At 45.2% G+C, this 19,974-nt stretch carries 13 protein-coding genes and 1 pseudogene; 13 read left to right on the forward strand and 1 reads right to left on the reverse strand.

The genetic code is table 11. From position 1 onward, the window contains the following. The first annotated feature begins 71 nt into the window (after nucleotides 1-71). A complete protein-coding gene (locus tag VZF35_RS15705; RefSeq protein ID WP_407306300.1) occupies nucleotides 72-1,253 on the forward strand; it encodes a S41 family peptidase in 1,182 nt (393 codons plus the stop codon). Between the two features lie 144 nt (nucleotides 1,254-1,397). Next, nucleotides 1,398-2,429 (forward strand): hypothetical protein, encoded by a 1,032-nt coding sequence (locus VZF35_RS15710; RefSeq protein WP_407306302.1) that lies wholly within the window; start codon nucleotides 1,398-1,400, stop codon nucleotides 2,427-2,429. A gap of 20 nt (nucleotides 2,430-2,449) precedes the next feature. Here VZF35_RS15710 and VZF35_RS15715 read toward each other — a convergent pair whose 3' ends face one another. Then, nucleotides 2,450-3,292: an HDOD domain-containing protein gene (locus tag VZF35_RS15715; protein WP_407306304.1), complete on the reverse strand. Its 843-nt coding sequence runs from the start codon at nucleotides 3,290-3,292 to the stop codon at nucleotides 2,450-2,452. A gap of 133 nt (nucleotides 3,293-3,425) precedes the next feature. On the opposite strand from VZF35_RS15715, the gene VZF35_RS15720 reads away from it, so the two are divergent. The 11 genes and pseudogenes from VZF35_RS15720 to VZF35_RS15770 all read left to right on the forward strand — a co-directional run bounded on the left by VZF35_RS15720 (nucleotide 3,426) and on the right by VZF35_RS15770 (nucleotide 19,946). Beyond that, nucleotides 3,426-4,805: a sugar ABC transporter substrate-binding protein gene (locus VZF35_RS15720; protein WP_407306306.1), complete on the forward strand. Its 1,380-nt coding sequence runs from the start codon at nucleotides 3,426-3,428 to the stop codon at nucleotides 4,803-4,805. A gap of 267 nt (nucleotides 4,806-5,072) precedes the next feature. After that, nucleotides 5,073-7,109, forward strand: coding sequence for an excinuclease ABC subunit UvrB (gene uvrB, locus VZF35_RS15725; RefSeq protein ID WP_407306308.1), 2,037 nt, complete (start codon nucleotides 5,073-5,075; stop codon nucleotides 7,107-7,109). A 16-nt stretch (nucleotides 7,110-7,125) separates the two neighbouring features. Beyond that, nucleotides 7,126-9,940, forward strand: a pseudogene (uvrA, locus tag VZF35_RS15730) (excinuclease ABC subunit UvrA). 92 nt (nucleotides 9,941-10,032) lie between these two features. After that, nucleotides 10,033-10,857, forward strand: coding sequence for a Cof-type HAD-IIB family hydrolase (locus VZF35_RS15735; protein ID WP_407306310.1), 825 nt, complete (start codon nucleotides 10,033-10,035; stop codon nucleotides 10,855-10,857). Between the two features lie 49 nt (nucleotides 10,858-10,906). Then, the gene (locus tag VZF35_RS15740; protein WP_407306312.1) at nucleotides 10,907-11,911 is read left to right on the forward strand and encodes an alpha-hydroxy-acid oxidizing protein; all 1,005 of its coding nucleotides are present in this window, start codon (nucleotides 10,907-10,909) and stop codon (nucleotides 11,909-11,911) included. Nucleotides 11,912-12,021: 110 nt separating this feature from the next. Beyond that, nucleotides 12,022-13,062: a polysaccharide deacetylase family protein gene (locus VZF35_RS15745; RefSeq protein ID WP_407306314.1), complete on the forward strand. Its 1,041-nt coding sequence runs from the start codon at nucleotides 12,022-12,024 to the stop codon at nucleotides 13,060-13,062. A gap of 225 nt (nucleotides 13,063-13,287) precedes the next feature. Then, nucleotides 13,288-14,571 (forward strand): MFS transporter, encoded by a 1,284-nt coding sequence (locus VZF35_RS15750; protein WP_407306316.1) that lies wholly within the window; start codon nucleotides 13,288-13,290, stop codon nucleotides 14,569-14,571. Nucleotides 14,572-14,686: 115 nt separating this feature from the next. Next, nucleotides 14,687-16,459, forward strand: coding sequence for a B12-binding domain-containing radical SAM protein (locus VZF35_RS15755; protein ID WP_407306318.1), 1,773 nt, complete (start codon nucleotides 14,687-14,689; stop codon nucleotides 16,457-16,459). Further along, nucleotides 16,460-17,659: an extracellular solute-binding protein gene (locus VZF35_RS15760; RefSeq protein WP_407306320.1), complete on the forward strand. Its 1,200-nt coding sequence runs from the start codon at nucleotides 16,460-16,462 to the stop codon at nucleotides 17,657-17,659. It begins immediately after the preceding gene. 26 nt (nucleotides 17,660-17,685) lie between these two features. Continuing rightward, nucleotides 17,686-18,576 carry an RNase adapter RapZ gene (gene rapZ / locus VZF35_RS15765; protein WP_407306322.1) on the forward strand — a complete coding sequence of 297 codons (891 nt, stop codon included), beginning with the start codon at nucleotides 17,686-17,688 and terminating at the stop codon, nucleotides 18,574-18,576. Continuing rightward, nucleotides 18,573-19,946, forward strand: coding sequence for a uridine diphosphate-N-acetylglucosamine-binding protein YvcK (locus VZF35_RS15770; RefSeq protein WP_407306324.1), 1,374 nt, complete (start codon nucleotides 18,573-18,575; stop codon nucleotides 19,944-19,946). Before rapZ ends, VZF35_RS15770 begins: the two co-directional genes overlap by 4 nt. The last annotated feature ends 28 nt before the right edge of the window (nucleotides 19,947-19,974 follow it).

A 19,974-nucleotide genomic window follows, 5' to 3' on the forward strand; every position in this document is an offset into this window, starting at 1 on the left:
AGGATATGCAGTATTTCTGCAGGGGGATAAGCATATAATAGAGCAAGACTTGAAGAAAGGGTTTGACTTGAGTGCAGGAGTGGAATTGGAAAAGAATAGGCAAACACGTTGGGGTCGTTTTACTGATTTTTTGCGTGCTGGTGACAGCAACGGTCGGAGGAATCGTGATCGCCAATGTCGATAATGTTGGGCGTCTAGTGCACGTCGTACAACTAATTCGCAGCGATTACTTAGAAAAGGTATCGACCGATCAATTGGTTGAGGGGGCTACGAAAGGAATAGTCGACATTTTAGGGGATCCCTATTCGACCTATATGAATGCTAAAGAGAACGAGGAACTGTTTCAAGTTCTCGAGGGCAAGTTCGGAGGAGTAGGAATTGTCCTCAGTCTCAAAGATCCTAAAAAACTTGTGGTTTTACGCCCTATTAAGAATTCTCCGGCAAGTAAGGCCGGTATTGAGCCAGGTGATGTCGTCAGTAAGATTAATGATGCGGACACGGCCGGTATGGACCAAGATAAGGCAGTCGGTTTAATGCGCGGCGATCCTGGCACGAAAGTTGTCTTAGCTTTGTACCGTGAGAGCACTAACAAAACTTATACAGTAAGTTTAACGAGAGAAAACATAACGGTGCCAACAGTTGATGGAGAAGCCTTGCCCGGGCACCCCGATATTGCTTACATCAGCATTACTCAATTTGCCTCAGATACAGGAACGGAACTCAAAGATACTCTAACCAATATGAGCATTGAGAAATTTAAGGGAATTATCTTGGACTTACGATACAATCACGGCGGAGAACTTAATGCAGCTGTTCAAGTTGCCAGTTATTTTGTTCCTTCGGGTCCTGTGGTATATATTGTAGACAAACAAGGAAACGTGGATACGAAAATGGCCACCGGGACATATTTGGGAATGCCTTTGGTCGTTCTGGTCAACGAAGAAAGCGCCTCAGCTGCTGAGATTGTCTCCGGGGCAATTAAAGACGAGAAGACGGGAACGTTGGTTGGGGTGAAGACCTTTGGCAAAGGGATTGTGCAAACGATTTTCCCTCTCGATGCAGGGACGAGCGTCAAATTAACCACTGCCAAATATCTTACTCCGAATAAGCTCTCAATTCATAAAATCGGCATCGAGCCAGACGTCAAGGTGGAACTTGGCAAGGGTCAGCAGGCTACTATTTCACCGACGGATACGAATTTTGATCCTCAGCTTCTAAAAGCAGTTCAGACTCTACAAGGGAAATTAAAATAATTTAACGAGGTTGTTGATTAAACTGGAACGTTTGTCAACAACCTCGTTTTTTATAAACCTGGTCAGTCCTCACCGTAGGATTCACCCTCGTTCGGTTAGTTGCATAAACTACGCTGATATAAAAAACAACGGGGGTTGGCAAGGATGGGAAATAAAACTGGTGTGAGGCATTACTTTGCCGAGGGGATAACGACACGGGGATATATTTCTCTGTTGCCCAATATGATGCCAAGTTGGCAGAGAGCTTACGTCTTGCTGGGGGGGCTTGGGACAGGTAAATCAACCTTAATCAAAGTCATTGGCCTTGAATTGTTAGATCGGGGTTATGACATTGATTTTATGCGTTCAGCCCGGGACCCTGACTCCATGGCAGGTTTTATTATGCCGCGTATGGGATTGGCGATGCTGGACGTGATGGAAGTCTCCCCCCAGCGCTGGCGTGCTCCGGGGGTCATAGAAAAATTTATTGACTTTAATCTTTTCTGCGATGAACAAATGCTTGAGAAACAGCGTGTACATATTTTGAAGCTTGAAGATCAGCTTCAGGCTCTTCAACAGACACTTGAGGAAGAGCTGGCAGCTGAGCTAAACTCTCTCATTGTCAAAAGGGCTTCCAAACCTCGCAAAGAGGAAGATTTGTCTTGGATTCTAGGGAATTCGGCCCGCTTAAAGGTAAAAAAAGAGCACACGGGTCCTTGGCCTTTGGCTGAGAATGCTGTGAGGCTTCTTCAGAAGAGCGTTATTAATCCCTATTTTTTGCACGGATTAACGTCTGAAGGGTGGCTTAATCTTGCCCCCCATTTCCTGATGGATTTTGATCAAATTAGACTTGAGGGAGAGGAGACGTTAGATGCCTTAGACTGGGTTTTAAGGGAGGCCCAACAATTAGGGCAATTAATTGAAATCGTCTTGCATCCGCTTAACCCTGATGAAGTGATTGGAATTGTTTTTCCAGAAAGGCATTTAGCTATCTGGCAAGGTAATCCGGATAACTTAGGAGATCAAGGTCTAGAACGGTCATTTGGCAAAAAGTTAATTGAGACATTGTCATCGTGGCAAACACATAGGTCTCAACTTAAAGGGATTTATATGGAAGCCATGGATTTTGAACAATTGGATAAATACCGGGAAATTGTCCTCAATAAAGTTTTAGGCGATTTGAAACTATGGGTTTGAGATAAACACTTATTTGGGTTTTACCCAAAGATTGCCGGGTCTACAAGAAACTCTCCAATATCAGCCAGGAGACGTTCCAAGTCGTTTTCTTTCAAAGCTAAACGGTCTAGAATCTCTTTTTGGATGGGATTAAAAAAGCTGTCGACGCCACCCCCGGTGTTAAGCAAGCTGGAGAGACCATTGGCAACGTGAATGATGCTTGCCAACTCGGTATAGTTAGGAGCGTTTAAGGGAGAATGATGGAAGGAGATTCCTTCGACAAGGTCATCAGGAAGGTTCCAATTCTTGGCTAAAAATCCGCCAACCGTAGCATGGTTGTATCCTATAACCTTTTCTTCAAGCTCGACATAGGAAAATTTAGCTTCTTGGACCTTTTTCAAGAGATAGGTATTCACTTCTTGGATGTAGACGGAAATCACTAATTTCCCAATGTCATGGAGCAAACCAGTGGTAAAGGCAATTTCACCGAAGGAGAGTTTCAAATATTGACACAGCCGTTTGGCGGCCATAGCCGTTAGCATGGAATGTTTCCAGAGTCCATCTTGATCAATGTCATAGCCAACAAGAGTTGTTTTAAGCATCGGAGCAACTGCAGAGGCCATAGCTAATCCTTGAGTTACTTGAAAACCCAACATCACGATAGCATCTTGGAGGGATGAGATACGCCGCGCATAGCCGTAATAGGCGGAGTTAGCCTGCCTAAGCATACCAGCAGCCAGTGCAGGATCTTGTCCTATAACTGTCTCTAGTTCTTTAACTGTGGTTGTAGGATTTTTGGTTAGTGCAACTACCTTGACCGCAGCCGTTGGCAGAGAAGGAAGAGCATGAACACGCTTAAGAATATGTTCTAATTTAATAGGCAATTTTAAACCACTCCTTTAAGCTATTTCTAAATGATCTGAATCAAGTTGATGATACTGGAAGTAATAGCTGCATTTTTTTGGGCGACAAGGGAAAACTAATGACTAAATAAGGAGCTTCGAAAGGAGCGTTCCCATGGCAAAAAAAATGCGGACCTTGGTTACTATCTGTGGCTTATGCCTATGTCTATGTCTTAGTTTAACCGTAAGTGGCTGTGGTCTTCAAGCCCTTTTAGGCAACAAGAACAAAACTTCTTCAGCCAGCAAAGGAAAAGCTGTGACTGTGGCGGTTTCATTAAATCAAGATGATCCCAACAAACTACTTATTACTAAAGGTATCGACGACCTGGCCAAGAAGGAAGATGTACAAGTCAAATATATTGATCCAAGTGAGGTGGATAATGATTCGGCGTTGAAAGGAGCCAAGGTCTTAATCTACCAAGGAGGAAATGCCAACCTTCTGAAGAGCGCCGAGGCCAGCAAAGTGCCAGTACTAGCTTTAAATCAAGTTCCTGCAGGCGTTAAGCTTGTAGGCATTGTTACCCCTGATCAAGAAAAGGCAGGTGAACTCATGGCTGAATCCCTGGTAAGCAAAGTTCCAGAGGGACAAGTGATCATTCTTCAGAATGATGCGAGTGAGACCGGCTCTCAGGAACTGTTGGCAGGGAATAAATCGGTTCTCAGCAAATATCCGAAAATCACTGTCCAAATAATAGCGAGTTCTTCAGGGTCAGAATCTACAGCCAAACAGAGCCTTAGTGATCTCCTTCAAAAAAACCCAGGTAAAGTTCAAGGAATCTTAGCTCATACTGAGAAACTATCGGCAATAGCAAACGACGTTCTAAAACAATTCCAACTGGACAAAAAAGTTATCTTGATAGGGGGACAAGCAAGCATCCCATCTCTTGAACGGATAGCGAGCGGAACCCAGACAAGTGCTGTCGATACATCTCCCTACCTTCAGGGCGTAAATGCCTTTCAGTGGGCTCAAAAAATCCTTAATAATGAATCTCTTGATGTCAGTGATTCCATTACCAGTGAGCAAGGGGAAATACCTGCGAAGCTGATTCAAGTCAAGGCCGTAACCCCAGATAATCTTGCAGTCATTCAGAAAAGTTATGTTAAAACGATGCAAAGCGCCGAACAAGATCAGAAACAACAAAGCACCAAGGCGTCAAGCCAGGGAAAAGATCAAGGAGCCAGTAAGGATCAAGGGGACAGTAAAAATCAGAACAAGCAGGGAGCATCCTCTGGAAGTGACCAAGCACAGAATAAATCTGGCAATGTTCCAGCAGGCGTAGAAAAAGTTACGGAACGAATTAAGACTGAAACCACTCGAGATTACTTAGATGCCCAGGGTAAGGTCATAGGCACAGAAAAAACTACGAACGAGCAAGTTAAGACACTGCCCCCAGATATGTTAAAACAACAAACGGATCAAAGTGATCAAGAATCAAAAGATTCGTCCAAAGATCAGGGAGGCCAATCCTCGAAGGATCAGAGTAGCGGACAATAACATAAGCGAAATTGTTCAAAGCTGAAGGGGTGAAAACTTTCAGCTTTTTCTGTTCCAAATTTAGAAGAATACCATGTTTTAGGAGTGCTTGCAGCTAAGATAAACTTTTGGAAAAATCAGGATTAACATTAGCCTGTGCTTTAGGCAGCTGTATTGTTGTATAAGCTACGCCTTAGATGTAAAATAAACTAAGAAAAATTATAAATACATAAAGTTTAATGAGCTTTATGTTGTATAAATTTAAAGTTTAGCGAAGGGGGTCGAAGGATGGAATTCCGTTTACATGCCCCATATCAATCTTCGGGAGATCAACCCCAGGCCGTCGATTCTTTAGCAGACGGAGTAAAGCTAGGGCGGCCTTTTCAGACGTTGTTGGGGGTCACTGGTTCAGGAAAAACGTTTACCATGGCAAATATTATCACAAAGGTTCAAAGACCAACCCTTGTTTTGGCACATAACAAAACATTGGCTGCGCAGCTTTACAGCGAATTCAAAGAATATTTCCCTGAAAACGCCGTAGAGTATTTCGTCAGCTATTATGATTACTATCAACCTGAGGCTTATGTGCCTTCCAGCGATACATTTATTGAGAAAGATGCTTCAATCAACGACGAGATTGAGAAAATGCGTCACTCCGCTACGGCTGCACTCTTTGAGCGGCGAGATGTTTTGGTTGTGGCCAGCGTATCTTGTATCTACGGTTTAGGTTCTCCGGATGAGTATCGAGACTTAGTACTTTCTTTGCGCCAGGGGCAAGTGATTGAGCGCAATGATATATTACGCAAGCTGATTTCCATTCAATATGACCGCAACGATATAGCCTTTACCAGAGGAACTTTTCGTGTTAGAGGGGATGTGGTGGAGATTTACCCTGCTGCTTCTAGTGAAAAAGTTCTTCGAGTGGAGATGTTTGGCGATGAGATTGAACATATCTACGAAATAAATGTCTTAACCGGAGAAATTTTAGGCGAACGGCACCATGTTGCAATTTTCCCAAATTCTCACTATGTCACGGCGCAAGATAAGGTGATGAAGGCCGCAGAAAATATTGAACTGGAACTAACCGAACGTTTGAAGGCCTTACAATCTCAAAATAAGCTTTTAGAAGCGCAACGGCTTGAACAGAGAACACGCTATGATTTGGAGATGCTTAGAGAAATGGGATTCTGCAACGGGATTGAAAATTACTCTCGGCATTTGACGTTCCGTGAACCAGGGGAGACGCCTTATACCTTGCTGCATTATTTCCCGGAGGATTTTCTTCTTTTTGTTGATGAATCTCATGTTTCTCTCCCTCAAGTAAGAGGAATGTATGAAGGAGACCGCTCGCGCAAGACGACTCTTGTCGAGTTTGGCTTTCGGCTTCCGTCTGCTTTGGACAATCGTCCTTTAACCTTTGCTGAGTTTGAACGGACGGTTAAGCAAAGTATTTTCGTCAGTGCTACTCCGGGTCCGTATGAATTATCTCATTGCCCGACAGTGGTTGAACAAATCATTCGTCCAACCGGCCTCCTAGATCCGGAAGTCGTTGTTCGTCCGACCAAAGGTCAGATTGATGACTTGCTGGGAGAAATCCGTAGGAGGATTTCCAGAAATGAACGAGTCCTGATTACGACTCTAACCAAGAAGATGGCCGAGGATCTTACCGAATATTTGAAAAACTTGGAGATTAAGGTGAAATACCTCCATTCAGATATTAAGACATTAGAGCGTACAGAAATCCTTCGAGAGCTTCGCCTGGGTATGATTGATGTGGTTGTGGGAATCAATCTTCTTAGGGAGGGACTGGATTTACCTGAAGTTTCCCTCGTTGCTATTCTCGATGCGGACAAAGAAGGATTTTTGAGGTCTGATCGCTCGCTTATTCAGACGATTGGGCGCGCTGCCCGTAATGCCCAAGGTAAAGTCATTATGTATGGGGATAAGATAACTCAATCCATGCAGGTGGCTCTCGATGAGACTAATCGACGTCGGGCGATTCAAATGGCCTATAACGAGAAGATGGGAATTACCCCTCAAACTATTCGTAAGATGATTCATGATGTACCTGAGGCAACGAAAGTCGCCGAAACCAAAAAAACCTATGGCTCAAAACTGCCGCCGGATGAACTCGCCGTGCTCATGGAGAGCTTGGAGCAAGAAATGCGCTTAGCAGCTCAAAACTTAGATTTTGAACGAGCAGCCGAAATTCGCGACGCTATGATAGAATTAAAAGGGGAAGAAAATAACTACAAGATGACAAGTCAGCAACGTGGAAGTGGTCAACGCTACAACCGATCAAAGCGTAAAAGCGGCAAGCATTAATATTAGGAGGCCAATTATGATCCAGGATTACTTGCGCGTGCGTGGGGCACGTGCTCATAATTTGAAAAACATCGACATTGATATTCCCCGGGATAAATTAGTGGTAATTACAGGCCTGTCCGGTTCCGGAAAATCATCACTGGCCTTTGATACGATTTATGCCGAAGGGCAGCGGAGATATGTAGAATCCCTTTCGGCCTATGCTCGACAATTTTTAGGACAAATGGACAAGCCGGATGTGGATTCAATCGAGGGACTATCTCCGGCGATTTCCATCGACCAGAAAACAACGAATCGCAATCCTCGTTCAACAGTGGGCACGGCGACAGAGGTTTCGGATTATTTGCGTTTATTATACGCTCGGATCGGGCACCCGCATTGCCCTCAGTGCGGACGGGAAATTTCTCAGCAAACCATTCAGCAAATGGTGGATCAGATTTTGCAATTGCCCGAGCGCACGAAGCTCCAGGTACTGGCTCCCTTAGTCAAAGGGAAAAAAGGAGAGCATCTTAAAGTGTTTGAGGAAGCGCGTAAAGCAGGGTATGTTCGAGTACGCGTGGATGGGGAACCGCGGGACTTAAGTGAAGACATTGAATTAGTTAAAAACAAGAAGCATTCCATTGAAGTTGTCATTGATCGTATCATCTTAAAAGCTGAGAGCGCTGAACGATTGGCGGATTCTCTGGAAACGGCCCTGAAGCTCGGAGAGGGGAATGTCATTGTTGATGTAACAGACGGTGACGAGATGCTTTTTAGTGAAAATTTTGCTTGCCCCGATTGTGGGATTGCTCTCGAGGAAATTTCTCCCCGACTTTTTTCGTTTAACAGTCCTTATGGGGCATGCCCAACGTGTACGGGATTAGGTGCTAATCTGGTTGTAGACCTTGACCTGATTCTCCCGGATCGTTCTAAATCATTAAACGAAGGAGCTATTGCTCCTTGGGCTAAATCTACTTCAACCTACTATCCAAAAATGATGGAGGCAGTTGCGAAAAACTTAGGTTTTGAGATGGACACCCCTCTGCAGGAATTATCTGAGAAGCAATGGAAAGGGTTGCTCTATGGCACAGAAACTCCCATACGGTTTCAGTATCATAATATTTTCGACCAATTAAAAATGTACAATTCGAACTTTGAAGGGTTAATTCCTTACTTTGAACGGCGCTATAAAGAGTCTACTTCGGAAATGGTTCGAGCTGAGATCGAAAGTTATATGAGTGAACGCCCTTGCCCAGCCTGTCAGGGAAAACGTTTAAAACCAGAAGCTTTGGCCGTGAAGGTGGGTGGGATTTCAATTGACGATTTATCCCGCCTTTCCATTACAGAAGCTATTAACTTTCTGAATCAATTGACGCTGACTCCTAAAGAAGAAACCATCGCCTACCAGATCCTGAAGGAAATTAGGGAAAGACTGGGCTTTCTGATCAATGTTGGACTAGACTATCTGACGATGGCCCGCTCGGCGGGCACACTCTCTGGTGGAGAAGCTCAGAGAATTCGCTTGGCAACCCAGATCGGATCAAGCCTTATGGGTGTGCTTTATGTGCTGGATGAACCAAGTATTGGACTTCATCAGCGTGATAACGCTCGTCTCCTTTCTACCCTGAAACGATTAAGGGATCTCGGGAATACGTTAATCGTGGTTGAGCACGATGAAGATACGATGCTTGAGTCGGACCACATTATTGATATAGGACCGGGGGCTGGGGCACATGGCGGTTATGTTGTGGCCGAAGGTACGATTCAAGAGATTATGGCGAACAAAGACTCTGTAACCGGTCAGTATTTAAGCGGTGAAAAGAGAATTGAGGTACCTAAGGAACGACGAGAAACGAACGGAAAATGGTTGGAAGTGTTCGGGGCTCGAGAAAATAATTTAAAAGAGGTTCATGTTCGGATACCCTTAGGACTTTTAACTTGTGTTACGGGAGTCTCAGGCTCAGGCAAGAGTACTCTGGTCAATGAGATCATCTATAAAGGTTTGGCCGCAAAACTGAGCGGTGCCCGGCAGCGTGCCGGTGCTCACGAACGTTTGGATGGCTTGGAGTATCTGGACAAAATTATTGATATTGATCAATCTCCCATTGGACGTACCCCGCGCTCCAATCCGGCTACCTATACGGGAGTGTTTGATTTTATTCGCGAACTTTACTCCATCACCCCTGAGGCCAAAATGCGGGGGTATAAACCGGGACGTTTCAGTTTCAATGTCAAAGGCGGCCGGTGTGAAGCTTGCCACGGAGATGGGATTATTAAGATTGAGATGCATTTTCTTCCGGACGTCTATGTACCTTGTGAAGTCTGCGAGGGCAAACGGTATAACCGGGAAACCCTGGAAGTACGCTATAAAGGGAAAAGTATTGCCCAGGTTCTGGATATGACCGTGGACGAAGCCGTGGGATTCTTTCAGGCGGTTCCCAAGATTTCACGTAAGCTGCAAACTCTCCAAGATGTCGGACTCGGATACATTCACTTGGGCCAACCGGCGACAACTTTGTCAGGGGGAGGCTCAGCGCATTAAACTAGCCACGGAACTCAGCCGCCGCAGTACAGGAAAAACCATCTATATCCTGGATGAACCTACGACAGGGCTGCATATGGCCGATATCGATAAACTTCTCCAAGTACTTCACCGCTTGGTTGAGGCCGGAGATACGGTGCTAATCATAGAGCATAATCTAGATGTCATAAAAACGGCAGATTGGTTAATTGACCTTGGACCTGAGGGCGGAGACAGAGGGGGAGAAGTCGTAATCACAGGAACGCCTGAGGACGTTGCTGCTTACCCGTCATCCTATACAGGTCAATATTTAAAACGTTATTTAGTTTAATAATCTTGGCAAAAGGTGTCATCTATCGTCGAGAAAGGTTTTTTGCCTGAATTGGCGGTAGATGAAACGTTTGAAGGAGTTGAAAGAGGAAATTGGCTATTCGCTTAGTGGCTATGGATTTGGATGATACATTACTTAGAGATGATTGGACGATTTCTCCGCGTGTTGTTAAAGCAATTCGAAAGGCACAGGCACAGGACGTAAAAGTGACAATTGCTACAGGGCGTATGCCGATTTCAACACGACCGTACGCTCTCCAACTGGGGTTAGACGTTCCTGTGATTACCTATCATGGAGCTATGATTCAGCAGGTCATTAGTGGAGAAATACTTTTCCGCCGTGTGATACCGAGCACGTTGGCAATAGAAATTATCCAGGATGTGTCGAGCAGAGGGTTTTACGCTCAGGTCTATCTCAAAGACCGCGTTATTACATCGAAGATCAGCGAGTTGTCAGAAAAGTACGTACGTATCTCCAGTGTCGTTATTGAAGAAGCGGATTTAGTTAAGACGATTTCTCAGGAACCGGAAGGCGTTGAAAAAATCTTGTTGATGGCTGAAGAAGCCGATTTAGACAAGTTATCACCTATTTTGAGTCAGAGCTATGGGGAACAGGTACATTTAACGAAATCCAAACCGTATTTTCTGGAGATGACGGATCGTTCGGTCAATAAGGGAGTTGCTTTGGCAGCTTTGGCAGAGCGGTTGGGTATTGCTCAAGAAGAGGTCATGGCCATAGGGGACAGTTTTAATGATTTGGAAATGATCAACTATGCAGGAGTTGGCGTAGCGATGGGGAACGCACGTCAGGAGATTCAGGCACAGGCGAATATAATAACTGCCACGAATCAGGAAGATGGTGTGGCTGAAGCCATCGAACGCTATGTTCTGGAAGACGGTCAGGGACTTAGAGCTTGATGATTAATTTAAGGATTAAAATTTATGGAGAGAGTGTGGGGGATAATCAATGAACATAAAGTCGGTTCGCCAAACTGCCCGCGAGAAACTTAAGGGATTTTGTCGGGTTTGTCCCGAGTGTAATGGTAAGGCCTGTGTTGGGGAGGTTCCGGGGATGGGGGGAGCTGGTACAGGGGCTTCGTTTAGAAACAATGTGGAAGCTCTGTCCGCACTTCGTATAAATATGAGAACACTCCATGGCGCCAAAAATCCGAACACAAGGATAGAGCTTTTTGGGCAGAATTTAACAGCTCCGATTCTTGCGGCGCCAATCGCAGGCAACAAATTTAATATGGGTGGAGCCTTGAACGAAGTAGAATGGGCGGAAGCCATACTTCAGGGCTGTCTTTCTGAAGGAGTCTTAGGCTGTACGGGGGATGGCCCTGATCCGATGATGTATAACACTGGTATAGAAGCTATTGTTAAAGCTCAGGGCTGCGGCATTCCGTTCACGAAACCAAGGGAACCGGAAGAAGCTATTAGATATCTGAAGCGGGCTGAAGAAGCTAACGCCTTAGCGGTGGGCATCGATATTGATGCGGCAGGCTTAATTGCCATGGCCGTGGGTCCCAAAACGATTGAAGAGCTTAAAACGATTATCTCGAGTACAACCTTACCGGTGATCCTGAAAGGAATTATGACAGCGGATGAAGCGGAGCTGGCGATTCAAGCAGGAGCCGCTGCCATTGTTGTTTCCAATCATGGAGGCCGGGTCCTTGATCACACGCCGGGAACAGCAGAAGTGTTGCCGAGAATCGCAGTAGCAGTCGATGGGCGAATTCCCGTGCTCGTTGACGGAGGAATACGGTCAGGGATTGACGTTTTAAAAATGCTGGCCCTAGGGGCGGATGCGGTCTTGATTGGAAGGCCTCTTGTCATTGCTGCTTATGGCGGAGGCACAGAAGGGGTTGCTTTAGTCGTACGGAGGATGAAGAATGAACTAAAACAAGCTATGCTCATGACAGGTTGTGCAACCTTGAGTGATATCGATAAAGATATTCTTTATCAAAAATAGTGACGATGAAAACTGTACAGGCAATTATTGTGAACTTTAGAATATAGTTTAAGGTGAATTGTCCTTTGAACTTTGAATCTCGAACGTGACCTAAGGTGGGAGCAGACATAATGAGGATAAAACAATGGCAAACATGGCGTGTCCCTCTTGTGCTTCTGGCGCTTTTGGTTAGTGTCACTCTGAGTGGGTGTCAATCAGTCGAGCCGGTCAAAGCAGCACTATCCTCAGGAACAAACGATTCCGCCGAGAGGACAGAGCCGCCTGCTTTGGGAAAAGACGCTTCGGAAATTCCGCAATCTCCGGAAATTCCTCAACCGGCTTCAGCAGATTCAACGGATACGGAGCAAAGTGCACCGCTATCCGAGCAAAGCCCTGCACCACCTCCAGCTGATGAGAGTGATAACAACCCTTCCCCGATACCTCCATTCGGCGGAAAACAGACACCGATCCATCCCTTCTATGAGTTGAGTGGTACTCCGCCGAGTGCTCCGGGACTTGCCATGCGTGTCAGAGCCTTTGGTGAAGAACCCCAAAAGATTGCCTATTTGACCTTTGATGATGGACCCTATCCTGAAACAACTCCTCGTATTCTTAAGATTCTTAAGGATGAAGGAGTAAAGGCAACCTTTTTCGTGGTAGGGAAACAGGTACAGCGATACCCTGACCTCTTAAAAGCGGAATATGATCAAGGAGAGGGGATAGGGAATCACAGTTACTCCCATGAATACAGTCTGGTTTATCGCAGTCCGGAGTCTTTTTTGGCTGAGATTAGACACACGGAAGAACTTATTTATCAGGCAATAGGAACTCGTCCCCACATCCTTCGGGCACCTGGAGGCACTCAGGGCCATTTCCACGTTAATTATTACAATGCCGTGGATGCTGCCGATTATTTAGTATATGATTGGAACGTCAGCATCGGAGACGCTGATGCTGCTCTTGTCCCGACGGAACAGTTAATTCATAACCTTGAAAGCCAAGTGCCGGGTAAGTCTAGAATCATTGTTTTGATGCATGATGCGGGAGCTAAGCTCACAACGGTTGATGCACTTCCCCAAATTATTGACTATCTCAAACGACAAGGTTATGGCTTCGGCGTGATAACTCCTAAAGTGGCGCCTGTCCTTTTTCCAGGTGGGTTTCATGGCTAAGTAAAGTGAATATGCTTAAGATCATGAATCACAGCAAAACGCCCTAATCTGAGGCTTGACTCAGGTTAGGGCTTATTTTTGAGGATAATTATTAAACGGGATGTCGACAATTGTTCTTTTCTGTAGAATATATCTCAATTCTTGTAACAAGGACTTCTGTGGTATTTGTAGAATATATCTAGTTTATGGATAATCTTACTAAGGATTATGGCGGAGGATGGTAATTTGGAACACGATGCGAAGGCTGTAAACGTAGTGAAACCTCTAACCTTATTTCAAGAAAAAGACTTTACCCTCTTGGTGACAGGTCAGTTTATATCAGCTCTAGGAGATAAACTTCATTATATTGCTTTAGGTGTTTTAATTTATCGCCTGACCGGGAGTGCCTTAGAAGTAGGAAAAATGACCCTGGCGACCTTTTTGCCCTATTTATTGTTTGGACTTATCGCTGGAGCGTATGTCGATCGGTGGGAAAAAAAACGGACCATGATTACGGCCGATTTGTTGAGGGCCGTTTTTGTAGGCTTAATACCACTCTTGATCAGCTACTCCATAAATCTGGTCTATGTTCTAAGCTTTCTAAGCACCACCGCAAACCTATTCTTCAGCCCAGCCAAAATGGCAGTTATTCCTGCTCTTTTTACGAAAGAAAAAATATTAACAGCCACATCTCTGGCTGAGACGGCTGAGAATATTACGGAGATCTTAGGGTATGCGATGGCTGGACTATGGATTACCTTCGTGCCTATTCAAAAGGTATTTTACATAGATTCTCTAACCTTTGTGTTTTCAGCCGTTTTGATTTATGCTATGACGTTTCAGTTTGAAGCTCAGAATTCTGGGGAGGATAATTTCGAGGAGGAAAATAAGTCCCATATTTTCCAAGATATTATAGAGGGTTTGTCTTATATTCGTGAAACAAAGGTTTTAGCACGAACTCTTCTTACTTACTGTTTGGTCTTACTTTTATTCAGCGGCTTTAACCCTCTAATCTTTGTCTATGCCTTAGATACCCTCAAGACGTCAAATTTTGGTTTGGGAATTCTCGAGGCGAGTGCTGCGGTAGGAATTACAGCGGGAAGTACGCTCCTCGCTGTATGGGGGAGTAACCTCAACAAAGAAAAGTTAATCTTCAGCGGATATTTTCTTTCGGGTCTTACGATAGCGATTCTTGGGGTTTTTCCATGGTATCCTTTGGCGGTCATCGGTTTTTTCTTAACAGGAGTATCTAATTCTCTGTTTTTGCTGCCCGTACAAAGTATTTTTCAGGAAGAGACGGAAACATTCATGCGGGGAAGAGTTTTTAGTGCCCGCTTTGCTTTGACGCGAATTGCCTATATGGGATCGATTAGCTTGCTGACTTATGGCGCTGCTCAAATTGGAGTAGGGGCAATTTATTGCTTATCAGGATCAGTGCTTCTTGCTGGAACTATGATGTTAGCTTGTCTTTCTTACTTTAGAGTCAAAAAAGATCCTCAAGCTTATCCCAATGATTCAACACAATGGTAACTATGAAATTCAGAGCCTTCCACTAAGATGGTGGAAGGCTCTCGTGCATTCTGGCACAAGAATTGCATTGAGGGGGCTAAAACGCTATACTTAGGGCGAAGGGGGATTGCCGATTTTGCGTGTTCTATTAGTTGCGCTCAATGCAAAGTATGTTCACACCAATTTAGCCCTTCGCTACTTGAGAGAAAGCGTTCGTTCAGTAACTTCTGATGTAAACCTGCTGGAATTCAGCATCAACGATCGCCTCGAACGTATTGCTGGGGAAATCTATGAAGCTCAGGCTGATGTTGTTGGCTTTTCATGTTACATTTGGAACATCAAAGAAATCATAGCGGTGATACGACATCTTCGCCCGGTTTGTCCGGAGGTTCGGTTTATTCTTGGAGGGCCGGAGGTTTCCTTTGAGGTTGAAGATTTTTTAGGATCTCATCATGAGGTCGATGCGGTGATTCTTGGTGAAGGGGAGAAATCGATAAAGGATCTTCTGTCGGCCTGGCAAGAAGGCAGGGATCTTTCTCTGGTGGAAGGTATTGCTTGGGAAAGCGAGGGAAAGGTGCATGTCAATCCTCCAAGCGAGACATCACTGAATTTAAATGAACTTCCGTCACCCTATACAGAAAATGAGGATTTTTCAGGTAGGATTGTTTACATCGAAACCACAAGAGGATGTCCCTTTTCTTGTCAGTACTGTCTGTCTTCGACTTTTCAGGGAGTTCGATATTTAGCCTCGGAGAGGTTTCGCGTGATATTTCGCCGCTTACTAGAACAAGGTGCTCGGACCATAAAATTTGTGGATCGAACGTTTAATGCTCATAAACGCCATGCCTTTCAGATTTTGGACGTAGTTCGTGAAGAGAGCGGCTTCCTGAATTTAAGCGACCGAGTCCGAGTGCACTGTGAAATGGCAGGAGATCTTCTGGATGAAGATTGGATGGATTATTTTTCAAATTACCCTCGAGGCTTGATTCAACTGGAGATTGGAGTGCAGTCGACCTACCAGCCGACCTTGGAGATTGTCTCACGACGCCAAAGTTTTGAAGCTTGGAAGAACGCTGTACCTTATATGCAGGACCTAGATATTCCCGTGCATCTTGATTTGATCGCTGGTCTCCCAGAGGAAAACTGGGCTAATTTCCGAACCTCTTTTAATGACGTTTACTCCGTTAGACCCGATATGCTCCAGTTAGGATTTCTGAAAGTCCTTAAAGGATCTGGTCTGCGTCGGAATAGCAGGCGATATGGTCTCCTGTTTACCCCTGACCCCCCGTATACTATCTTGGAAACCGCAGTATTATCTCATCGTGAAATACTTCAATTACAACGTATGGAAGATGTTCTTGACAAATATTATAATTCAGGGAAGTTCGAGCATGCCCTGCGTGAGGTCCTTACCCTTTTCACCACAGCCTTTGATTTCTATCATGAGTTTGCAGAGTATTGGGAGAGTCACCGGTGGTTTCAACGGCAATGGCAGGGCAAAGCGTTATTTGACAAACTGTGGGAGTTTATAGAATGGTTCCAAGCTAACAAGGCGAAGTTATCAGATTATCAGAACACTCATAGGAAGACCATTCTCGATGCCCTGCGCTTTGATTATTATTTATGGGAACGCCCCAAGATCCTTCCGGATTATTTTAGCTTGGGAGCAGGTTCGGAAATCATACAGGAAGCGGATCAGATGAATCGACGGCAGGAGGAAATCCGAAGAGATGGTTGCTGGGCAGCCGTCATTCCTGAGTTCGTAACCATGGACCGGCGTCAATGGAGCAGAAATACGGCAGTGGCCTATTTCGAGACGGATGTGCTGCAAGAGGGTGAATTTACCCCAAGTTGGTTTCTTTTCTTCTATCGGCAGGGGAAAGTCAGGGCTTATCGGTATCAAGCATGAATGGAGTGCAGAACAATGATTTCCCGAATCTTACAACGCAGGATTTTCTGCATTTTAATAATCGTTTTCTTAGTCACAGGATGCGCCGGCGCACCTCAGGCAGGGCAGCCCGGTGGACCAGCCCCGGCAATTATTGAGGTTTGGCATTCTCTGCTTGGAGCACAAGCGGATGCTTTGCAGGCCCAGGTTCAAGCGATTTCCAAAGCTCATCCTGAGGTAATCGTGAAGCTTAGATATATACCTGAACAGAATTTTGCTGCCTTTTCCTATCAAGCAGAAGCTGGTGGGGAAGGACCGGAGATTTTCATTGCCCGGCGAGAGATCATTCGTCAGCTTTATGAGCAGGGGACTCTGGGCAAGACAGCCTACATGGATCAAGGGAGCTTTCCGGCGGCTTTAGCTGGGTTTCATTTTGGAGAAACGGAATATGCGTTGCCATGGCTGACAGATGTTCCTCTGCTCTATTTCAGAACGGACACGGCAACCGCTCCGAGCACAATTGCCGAACTTTTTTCTTCCCGAGGAAGAGTAGCTATCCCCGCACCGGATACAGCTACACTTTCTGCTTGGTGGAATGGACAGGGCGGAAAGTTGCTGAACTCAGGGAATCCTAGTTTGGATGACCCAGGGAATCTGGCGTTTTTACAACAATTGATGGCTTGGCAGAGTTCTCACACGCTTCGGATTGATCCCCAAGCGCTCACAGCTTTTGCAGGGGGGCAGGCTCCCTATGCCATTGCAGGAGCGAGTCAAGCCGCCCTCTTAAACCAGCAAAATGTGCCTTGGGGATGCGTTCCATTGACAGATTTGACAGGTGGATTGGGAAAGCAGCTTCTGGGTTTAACCTTCGGAATAGCCAATTCAGCGATTATTTCTGATGAACTTAGTCAACCAATTCAGATCGTTGAAAAAGCGCTTTTGACGCCGGATGTTGAAGGAGAGCTCGTAAAGGCGGGTTCTCTTCTTCCCGCCAATATGGCTTACTACCAGCGCCCTGAAGCTCAAAAGGGTGTTTTTCCTCAAGCCTATCTTGCTCTCTCTAAGGCTTGGGCCCTTGAGGGAAATGCTCCTGAGTGGAAACTTTTTCCTATACAGGATGCAGCCTGGAGCAGTGCTCTGGCAGGGAACGCCAGCCCTCAAGATGCGCTGACGAATGCCCAGACCCAAGCCATAAACGTTTTAACGAAAGGATCATCATAACCATAATCTGAAGAGGGGGTGAAAGGATGAACAAAGAGGGATTAGAACTCATTGTAATTACTGGTTTATCTGGGGCAGGAAGGACTCAGGCCATGCAGAGTTTAGAGGACCAGGGTTTTTTCTGCGTCGACAACTTACCACCGACATTTTTAGTTAAATTTGCAGAGCTTTGTGCGCAATCTCGAGGTAAGGTATCGAAAGCAGCCATTGTCTGCGATTTGCGAGGAGGTGAATTTTTTTCTTCCCTGAGTGAAGCATTAAATAATCTAGAGAAGGAAGGGTTCCATTTACAAGTTCTCTTCTTAGATGCTTCGGATGAAACGTTGATTCGTCGTTATAAAGAATCTCGGCGCCGTCACCCGCTGTCCCCTCAGGGACGAGTTTTAGATGGGATTCAGGCTGAACGCCAGCAACTCGAAGAGTTAAGGATCCGGGCAGATGAAATTATTGATACGACCGACTTGACGGCCCAACAACTCCGAACCCAAGTAGCGGAACTTTTTGGCAAGGGTCAGGGCGGTCAAATGGCTGTTTCGGTCATTTCTTTTGGTTTCAAATATGGAATTCCCCTCGATTCTGACTTGCTTATGGATGTGCGATTTCTGCCTAACCCGTTTTATGTTGAGTTTTTACGTCCTTTAACGGGCGAAGACAAGTTAGTACAAGACTATGTCTTTGGCAATCAAATGGCTCAAGAATTCATGGCAAAATACTTGGCCTTATTAGAATATATTCTTCCTAATTATATTAAAGAGGGGAAAACTCACTTAGTCATTGGAATTGGTTGTACAGGAGGGCAGCATCGATCTGTCGCTATCGCGGAACGAGTCGGACAATTTTTAAGAGAACGCAATTATTCAATCAGTGTTAAACATCGGGATGCTTCGAGAAATCAAAAGGGCGGAACAGCACGATGAAAATCATGAAGCGCGAGGGACTTGTTCGGTATTTGAAATGGCTCTACCCAAATTTGAAAGTAAAGCGCTGGTTCCTTTTGGCGGTTCTTGGCATTTTTTTATTTGCTACAGGCTTTGCAGTCATGAACGATGGAGTAGCTATAGGCTATGCAGAATTACAATTTCGAGAAATCGTTTATCACTTGACAGGGAGCACTCAGCATACAGCAATACCAACAGGTCTTTTTATAAGCATCCTTGGAATTTTGGCGATTGCCATTGGTTTTAAACGCATGTTATATTCGATTATTTCGGGGGTGCTTCCGGATAATGAAGGAAGAATTGTCGATGTGATCTATGCGCGGCAACATTTAATGAGAGGCCCGAAGATTGTTGTCGTTGGAGGCGGGACCGGCCTATCCTCTCTTCTGCGCGGTCTAAAAAACTACACTTGTAATCTTACAGCGATTGTGACGGTTTCGGATGATGGCGGCAGTTCCGGACGATTGCGTGAGGAGATGGGGATTCAGCCTCCAGGCGATGTACGTAACTGTCTGGTGGCTCTGGCGGATACTGAGGATATTATGGATACACTATTTTCCTATCGATTTGAAAGTGGAACTCTTGAAGGGCATAGTCTGGGAAACTTATTTTTAGCGGGTCTGACGGACACTTTCGGTGATTTTCAGAAAGGAATCGAACAAGTCAGTAAAGTGTTTGCATTGCGCGGCAAAGTGTTTCCTTCAACGCTGGAACAAGTAGAGTTAATGGCAGATTTTGAAGATGGGCGCCGCGTTGAAGGGGAAACGGCTGTTCGAGATATTGACGGGAAAATTTGCCGTGTTTTTCTAAAACCTAGTGACTGTACTCCTTTGCCTGATGCTTTGCAAGCGCTGGAAGAGGCAGATCTAATTGTTTTAGGGCCTGGGAGCCTCTATACCAGCGTGTTGCCTAACCTGTTGGTAGCTGGACTTCGGGAAAAGATTCGAAAGGTCAATGCTCCTTGTGTCTATGTCTGTAACGTAATGACTGAAAAGGGGGAAACCGACGGTTATCGTGTATCCGACCATCTAAAAGCGATTTTAGATCACTGCGGTCCTGGATTCGTGGATGCTGTTTTGGCGACAAGGGGAGAAATTACATTATCCATCTTACAACGATATGTTGAAGAGGAAGCCGTTCCGGTAATTACCGATCCTAAAGAGGTTGAACGATTGGGAGCCAAGTATTTTGAGGCCAATCTTGTTCAAGAAAGGAATGTTGTTCGTCACGATCCCGATAAGTTAGCTAAGGAACTTATCCGCCTACTATTTCGTTTAAAACCTATAGGTGAGCGAATTGCTTTAGTCGATGCTTATCTGCTATCTCAAAAGCTCCGCAGAACCACGTAAATCTTGAACATCGAACCTCGATAAAGGG

Source organism: Desulfosporosinus paludis (assembly GCF_045689965.1).
Lineage (GTDB): Bacteria > Bacillota > Desulfitobacteriia > Desulfitobacteriales > Desulfitobacteriaceae > Desulfosporosinus > Desulfosporosinus paludis.